The sequence below is a fragment of the Martinezella lusitana genome (genome assembly GCF_010668395.1).
Classification (GTDB): domain Bacteria; phylum Pseudomonadota; class Alphaproteobacteria; order Rhizobiales; family Rhizobiaceae; genus Rhizobium; species Rhizobium lusitanum_A.
Genome location: NZ_WUEY01000078.1, coordinates 1 through 454, shown reverse-complemented (window position 1 = coordinate 454; position 454 = coordinate 1). Strand labels below are relative to the sequence as shown.

The window sequence follows — 454 nt, the reverse complement described above, 5'->3', positions numbered from 1 at the left end:
GCGCACGAGGGAGCCATCAGGGGGAAACGCCTGATATCTTTATAGTCCTGTCGGGTTTCGCCACCACTGATTTGAGCGTCAGCTTCTGTGATGCTTGTCAGGGGGGCGGAGCCTATGGAAAAACGGCCGCTTAGCGGCCTTTCCTTTTCCCCGTCACGCGACCGCTCGGTTTTCTCGAGCTTTTACACGCATGCTCCTGCCGCTCGCCGCAGCCGAACGGCAGGAGCATAGCGACTGAGTGAGCGAGGAAGCGGAAAAGAGAACATCCCTACACTGAGCACTGACGCTCTGAGGCCTCTTATGACGAAACAACAGAAAACAGCGCTGAACATGGCTAAATTCATCCAGAATCAGTCTCTGCTCCTGCTGGAGAAGCTTAACGAGCTTGATCTCGATGTCGAGGCCGACCTTTGTGAGAAACTCCACGATGATGCGGAGCATCTTTTCCGTACAC

The 454-nt window shown here is 54.8% G+C and carries 1 protein-coding gene; it reads left to right on the top strand.

Translation table 11 applies throughout. The features are described from left to right. Nucleotides 1–300 precede the first annotated feature (300 nt). The coding region (locus GR212_RS36600; protein ID WP_074442947.1) for a Rop family plasmid primer RNA-binding protein at nt 301–454 on the top strand (154 nt) is incomplete at its 3' end.